We start from the raw sequence: 6,911 nt of genomic DNA, 5'->3' as shown, positions 1-6,911 counted from the left end.
AAAACTCCTTCCTAAGTGTACAAGCTTTGATTATTTGCTTGTCTACTTAAGTAGGAGTATAGCCCACATCTGACCGATTCAGAGCTTTTTTATCTGAGTTGCTTTAATGAACGTCGTGCCTTGATAATTCCGATCAGCATCATGCCTTCGAATAAGACGAAGGCCAGGATGAAACAGTGCATGAAGAATTCTTCCGGTAACACAAGAATGATCGGATCTGTCGCCGGATCGAACAACCAATCTTGATTTCTGAAAAACAGCTGATGAAACGTGACGAAAAACTGATCAAAATTAATCGATGCCACTAATGCAATAACGATCGGCACCACTAAGCCAACTTGCGCAGCCCACAATAAACGATAGTTTTGTTTTTTCACTTTGAGCCGATGTAAGAAACGAATCGCAAACGGTGCGGTCACAATTAAAAGTAGCCATGCCAAAATGAATAACTTTTTAACATCCGCGAAATGCAAGGCACCGCTGGCAGAAACGGGAAAATTAGTTAAAACCAATTTATCGATCCAGGGAAACTGCAAATAGGTCATTAATTCCACGTAATTCTGGTACAGCGCGCCGGCCGAAATGGGGTACAGGTGGCGCACTTGATAAAACGCGGCGTCGATCGGAAACAGCGCGTAACTTAATAATAGCGTCAAAACAACCGCTAAACTAATGCAGAAGCCGACTAGCGTAACCCAGTTCCCGCCGTTTTTAAAACGTTCTTTGATCATACTGTCCACTCATCCAATGAATTAATTTCATAAGTTGGTTTGATTACTTTTTCGGCGACAACTTCTGGTTTGCTGACACCCGTATAAACCATTAACGTGTCTGTGTCAGAATTGATGCCCGCCTTGATATCGGTATCGTAATTGTCCCCCACAATCAAAACATCCTCCGCTTCTTTGCCGAGGACTGCCAAAGCCGCGTGAACAATGATCGATTCAGGCTTACCAATATAAGTGGCCCGTTGTTGCGTGGCGTGTTCCACCAGCGAGATCACGGACCCCGCGCCGGGAACCAATCCACGTTCATTGGGCAAATTAGTATCCGCATTCGTGCCGATAAAAGTTGAACCTGAACGAACTGCTAGCGTGGCCAATTCGAATTTATGATAAGTGACATCGTAATCCAAGCCGACAACGACATAGTCAGGATGCGTCACATCTAGCGTCAAACCGGCGCCGAGCAACGCAGATAACAAACCGATCTCACCGATCACATAGACCGTTTTTCCGTGCAAATCGCCGTGATTCTTCGATTTCAAATAGCTGACAGTTGCCAATGATGGCGTGTAAATTTGGTCTGGTTGCACGTGGATGTCGTGATTATTAGCCAAGTTCGCCACAACGGCCTCAGGTGTTTTAGTTGTATTGTTAGTTAAAAATAGAAACGGAACGTTTTTTGCCTGTAGACGCTGGACGAAACGCCGCGCCGCCGGAATTTTTTCACTGCCTCGATAAATGGTGCCGTCTAGATCAATTAAATATGCTGAATATGATTTCAAAATTAACGCTCCAATTCTTGGTATAAAATGTGGCCGCCATCACCGAAATCAACGACTAATTAATAATAACTGAAATCTCAATCAAGAGAGTCCAGTTATTATTAATTTAACCATTTCATTCAACTTGCCATGTCTGTCGATACAAAATAATACGCGTCGCCTATTTATCTAGTTGACGAATATGAAACTCATGTTGCCGCGGTGTAGCGGGTTTAGTTGTCGTCGAATTCTTGTGATCATTTTTGTGATCGACACTCGGCTTCTTTGCCACTGGTTTTGGTTGACTGGCAGAACTCTTCTGGTTCGTTGGCCGAGTCGATTTCTGGTTGGTGCGTGGTTTCGTATTTTTATTCTTTTGATGATCACGAGGTTTGCTCGTTGATTTCTCGTTACGTGTTACCGGCGACTTTGTCTTAGCTTGTGGTTGATTGGTCGTCTTTTTCCGATTCGAACTCGCATTATTGCGCGTTGGTTGCTTACTCGTCGAATGATGACTCGTGTTGTGCCGCGTGACTTTATTGCCACCGTTATTGCTCGTGGTCTGGTGATTTTCTTGATGAACCCGCTCTGGCGCACTATTTTGTAATACAAAAAAAGCGCAACCGAAGTTACAGAATTCTAATAAATAGTCCTGCAACGTCGAAATCGTTTGGTCGCGATTGGCCGAATGATTCTTGTCATTATAAAAACCGCGCAGTCGCAACTGCTCGAAGCCCCAGTCACCAACCACGTAATCATACTTATTCAAGATCTGTTCGAACCGCTGACCAAATCGCTCGGCATCAAAGCCATCGCGATAATCTTTCACCAACGAAAAAGTGTTGGTGCCAGCAGTAATGTGCTCCGCATCCGCGACTGTCACGACTGTTCCCCGATAATCTTCATCTTCTTCATGTTTGATATTGAAGACGCCCGGGGTTACTTTCAGCGTTTGCAGTTCATCCTGCGTTGACTCTGTCAAACTTGTTGCCATGATCAAAACTCCTTAATATTCACTCAAACGAAATTATCCATCTTAATAAAAACTAGTGTCATTTGTACATGAGCATGTCTCACGGTACAATTGACTCGTGTTATGAAAAAATTAACCGATATGATTGGCGCGCAGAATTTCTTTAACTTCATCGGCAATTTTACCGTCGGGCTTTTCCCATTCCACCCATTCCGTGAAATCTTCTGCAGGCATGGTATACTTCTCATTAATGTAAGTTTCATAAGCTTGCACCGCATTAGAATGAGGAATATTCAGTTCCAAAATCCGAACTTCCTTAATGAAACCACGGACAGCAGCCAATTCAGCACGACCATTCATAAACATATTGGCAATCTCATAATACTGACTACCATCAAGCCGAGTGATCTGCTCAATTAAATCTAACGTCTGATATTTTTTCTCAGCCATCATAAACCCTCCAAACAACTATTATTAGTGTAACATTTTTAGAAAAAGAGTGCGACTCAACACGGGTGAAATTGAGCATTAACCTGATTACAGCTTGAATCCCGTCTTTGGATTCAAACTGTAATCAAGTTAAGTGGAAATTTCAGTGTTGAGGAACACGTTTAGAGTGCGACAAGCAACGGGTGAAATGGACAGCTAAAACGAACAGATACCAAAATTTGTACTTTAATTTTCGTATCTGTTTGACTTAGATGGGAATTTCAGTTGATTGGAGCACGTTTAGAGTGCGACTCAACACGGGTGAAATTGAGCATTAACCTGATTACAGCTCGAATCCCGTCTTTGGATTCAAACTGTAATCAAGTTAAGCGGAAATTTCAGTGTTGAAGAGCACGTTTAGAGTGCGACAAGTCATGGGTTGAAAGTGAGGATTAACTTCGACTCACACTAAAATCCTGCTTTTGGATTTCAGTGTGAGTCAAGTTAACCGCAACTTTCAATGACTTGGAACACGTTTAGAATGTCCCACCCAACTTCTCTCCTCAACCCATAAAAATAAAAAGAAAGTAGGAACCAGTTTGCAAATAAAAAGAATGTTTACCTTATTTTCACTGGCAATCATTTGGCTTTGCCTTGCCGGTTTCACGGTTGTCGGTCATCGTGGTGATCCCATCAAGCAGCCGGAAGAAACTTTTGCCAGCTTCAATCAAGCGTTCACCGATGGGGCCGATTATGTTGAGCTCGATCTGCACGTCTCCCAAGATAACGTCCTGGTAATCTCGCATGATCGCAATTTGCAGCGAATCACTGGTCAAAATGCGATTGTTTCGCAAACACCTTGGGCAACGCTGAAAACTTTCAAACAAAAAAATGGCGAACCAATGCATTCGCTCGACGAATTGTTTGCCTACTATCAAAACAAACCGAACACCAAGTTTCTGATCGAAACGAAGAAAACAAAAAAAGGCAATCCTCAAAACATGGAAGCCCTGATCGCACAATCGGTTCAGAAATATCACATGGAATCGCGAATCATGTTTCACTCATTTTCGTTGCTCAGCCTGCAAAATTTGCAAAAGCTGCTGCCTAGCGTGCCCCGAATTTTTATTGCCGGCACTTTGAAGAAAATAAACTTCGACGTCTTTCAATATTCCACTGGCGTTAATATTTCTTCAACCCTAGTCAATGAACAAATCATCAAGCAACTTCACGCGGCCAACCAAAAAGTTTACGTCTGGGATCAAATGAATGAAAGCGCGGATCAATGGAACTGGTTGGTCAACTTACCGATCGACGGCGTGGTGACCAACTATCCTGCCACCGGCAAACAATATCAAGAGGCAAAAGTGAAAGCGACCGACAAAAAAGTGTCTTTTTCTGGCACACTATTAAGTCTCAAGAATGAAACCAGTTATGAAAATCCATATAATCTCACCGTCAAAAAAGCGACGATCCAGCCGCTTGTTTCCTATAACGTCGATCATTTCATTATCAGCGATGGACAACCGTACTACCAAATCGAACCCAATCGTTTCATTTCCGCACTCGGTTTCAATAATGTGGACGATATTAACAAACTGACGCCCTATTTAGGACAGCAGTTGGCACTCAAGAACAATTTAACTCGCGCGCAATTTTACGATAGTCCTTTTGCGCCCAAATCCACTGGCAACTATCTACTTCCAAACGAGACACTGACAATTACTTCAGTTCAATATAATAATGATGAACTCTGGTTACAAACGAAAAACGGCTGGTTGAAAACAACGGACATTCGTGTTAATTTTGACCCGCAGAGTCTCAACTGGCGTGCTTACCAAAAATTGCCCGCCGCTCAAAAACTAGCCACTCCAGAGATCAAATCACCGATTATCTTACATTTATCGATAAATAAACAAAATAATTGGCAAATGTTGGCTGATTTCCATTATAATCAAATTATTATCAAAACGATTTTAGGATGAGGTATCACCATGAAAAATAACGACGAATGGCTCGAAGATGAAACACCCAATCAGATCGATCACGAACAACTTATTAAAGATGTTAAAGCAACCCTGCCCACCAATGAATCGACAGAAACAATTTCAGCTTTTTTCAAAATACTCGGTGATCCGACCCGTGCTAAAATTATCTATGCCCTATATGAATCAGAACTGCGCGTTTACGACATTGTCGCGATTCTCGGACTCTCACAATCCAGCGTGTCGCACCAACTAAGGCTCCTGAAACAAACCAAACTAGTCAAAAACCGCAAAGCCGGCAAAGAAGTCTACTACTCACTAGCAGACGACCACGTCATGACCATCTTTAAACAGGTTATTGAACATATTAACGAATAGAGTGTGACTCAACACGGGTTGAAATTGAGCATTAACCTGATTACAGCTTGAATCCCGCTTTTGGATTCAAACTGTAATCGAGTTAAGCGGAAATTTCAGTGTTGAAGAACACGTTTACCGCACCGCAACCAAATCCATCTCAAGAAATGAGGAATTGACATGATCGATTGGCAAACAGAAGCAAAAAAACGCACGGAAGAATTATTTACGGACTTATTCACCATGTTACACATCGATAGTGAACGCGATGTTGAACACAGCACCACTGAGTTTCCACTTGGTGAAGGCCCTGCTATAGCATTGCGGCAAATGCTGAGCTTGGCAGAACGCGACGGTTTTAAAACGAAGAACGTCGAAAATGTGGCCGGTCGGATTGAATTTGGTGCCGGTGATGAAACGCTGGGAATTTTAGCCCACGTGGATGAAGTCCCTGCTGGTTCGGGTTGGGATACTGATCCGTTCGAGCCACAAGTTATCGACGGTAAATTATATGCCCGTGGTAGCGCGGACGATAAAGGCCCGATGATGGCCGCCTATTACGCCCTTAAAATTATCAAGGAACTTAACTTGCCCGTTTCGAAACAAGTTCACTTTATTCTAGGAACCGATGAAGAAAGCGAATGGGCTGGGATCACCCGTTATTTAGAAGTTGAGCCAACACCCGACTTCGGTTTCTCACCCGACGCCGAATTTCCAATCATCAATGGTGAAAAAGGAATCGCGTCATTCTTGATTGAATTCAAACCCGAACTCACGACCAACGGCGAAATCCGCTTGCTCAAATTTGATAGCGGTCTGCGTGACAACATGATTCCGCAAACCGCCACGGCAATCATCGAAGGTTACGAATTAGATAACTTAAGTACCGAATTTGTTGCCTTCGCAGCAGAAAATGGCCTCGTCGCCGACGCACAAGTTGAAGATCACCAATACATTCTCGAACTGACGGGTAAAGGCGCACATGCGTTGGAACCTCGTGCTGGTGTCAACGCGGCAACTTATTTAGCAACTTTCTTAAATGGGTTAGATCTAGACCTCGCCGGCAAACAATATGTCCAAGTTATTGCCGATCATTTTCATTTAGATTCACGAGGCGCACACCTGGGGATCAAAACCACCGACGATTTAATGGGCGAATTAACGGCCAGCCCCGATATTTTCCATTACCGCGTTGGTGAAATCAGCGATATTGTCGTCAACGTTCGTTTCCCTCAAGGCATTGCGGCGGAACAAATTACCAAACTAATGGAGCAAGCCATTAATCACGCCAACGTGAGCAGTAAAATCTTCGGCCGCGTGGAGACACCCCATTATGTTTCGGCCGATGATCCGTTGGTCAAAACTTTGCTGAGCGTTTACGAACGTCAAACTGGTAATAAGGGCAAAGAACAAGTTATCGGTGGTGGCACATATGGGCGTATTCTTCCCCGCGGTGTTGCCTTCGGTGCTCAATTCCCTGGTCGCGAAAATGTGATGCATCAGGCAAACGAGTACATGCCAGTCGACGACATCATCGCCGCGACTGCAATATACGCCGAAGCTGTGTACGAATTGATCAAATAAATTAACGTATCAAAAAAGCAGATCAAAATTTTGAGGGCTATACTCCTACTTAAGTAGACAAGCAAATAATCAAAGCTTGTACACTTAGGAAGGAGTT

Annotated in this window: 7 protein-coding genes; 3 read left to right on the top strand and 4 right to left on the bottom strand. The window is 43.4% G+C overall.

All coding sequences use genetic code 11. The features are described 5' to 3' along the window. Positions 1 to 89: 89 nt before the first annotated feature. The 4 genes from EKM67_RS10110 to EKM67_RS10095 all read right to left on the bottom strand — a co-directional run bounded on the left by EKM67_RS10110 (position 90) and on the right by EKM67_RS10095 (position 2,909). A complete protein-coding gene (locus EKM67_RS10110) occupies positions 90 to 731 on the bottom strand; it encodes a TIGR01906 family membrane protein (RefSeq protein WP_125578876.1) in 642 nt (213 codons plus the stop codon). Further along, positions 728 to 1,510 carry a TIGR01457 family HAD-type hydrolase gene (locus EKM67_RS10105; protein WP_125578875.1) on the bottom strand — a complete coding sequence of 261 codons (783 nt, stop codon included), beginning with the start codon at positions 1,508 to 1,510 and terminating at the stop codon, positions 728 to 730. The genes EKM67_RS10110 and EKM67_RS10105 overlap by 4 nt, the downstream gene beginning before the upstream one ends. 157 nt (positions 1,511 to 1,667) lie before the next feature. Continuing rightward, positions 1,668 to 2,480: a YutD family protein gene (locus tag EKM67_RS10100; RefSeq protein ID WP_125578874.1), complete on the bottom strand. Its 813-nt coding sequence runs from the start codon at positions 2,478 to 2,480 to the stop codon at positions 1,668 to 1,670. Positions 2,481 to 2,591: 111 nt separating this feature from the next. Then, on the bottom strand, positions 2,592 to 2,909 hold the full coding sequence (locus tag EKM67_RS10095) for a hypothetical protein (RefSeq protein WP_125578873.1): 318 nt from the start codon (positions 2,907 to 2,909) through the stop codon (positions 2,592 to 2,594). 578 nt (positions 2,910 to 3,487) lie between these two features. Between EKM67_RS10095 and EKM67_RS10090 the strand changes: the two genes are divergently transcribed. The 3 genes from EKM67_RS10090 to pepV all read left to right on the top strand — a co-directional run bounded on the left by EKM67_RS10090 (position 3,488) and on the right by pepV (position 6,814). Then, complete coding sequence (locus tag EKM67_RS10090) at positions 3,488 to 4,873, top strand: glycerophosphodiester phosphodiesterase (protein WP_125578872.1); 1,386 nt, start codon at positions 3,488 to 3,490, stop codon at positions 4,871 to 4,873. 9 nt (positions 4,874 to 4,882) lie between these two features. Continuing rightward, the gene (locus EKM67_RS10085; RefSeq protein ID WP_125578871.1) at positions 4,883 to 5,251 is read left to right on the top strand and encodes an ArsR/SmtB family transcription factor; all 369 of its coding nucleotides are present in this window, start codon (positions 4,883 to 4,885) and stop codon (positions 5,249 to 5,251) included. Positions 5,252 to 5,410: 159 nt separating this feature from the next. Then, entirely contained in the window at positions 5,411 to 6,814 is a 1,404-nt protein-coding gene (gene pepV / locus EKM67_RS10080) for a dipeptidase PepV (protein ID WP_125578870.1), read from the top strand. Positions 6,815 to 6,911 lie beyond the last annotated feature (97 nt).

The sequence above is a fragment of the Lapidilactobacillus mulanensis genome (genome assembly GCF_003946215.1).
GTDB classification, from domain to species: Bacteria; Bacillota; Bacilli; order Lactobacillales; family Lactobacillaceae; genus Lapidilactobacillus; species Lapidilactobacillus mulanensis.
The sequence above is the reverse complement of the archived record's forward strand: the minus strand, read 5'-3'. Positions and strand labels throughout refer to the sequence as shown.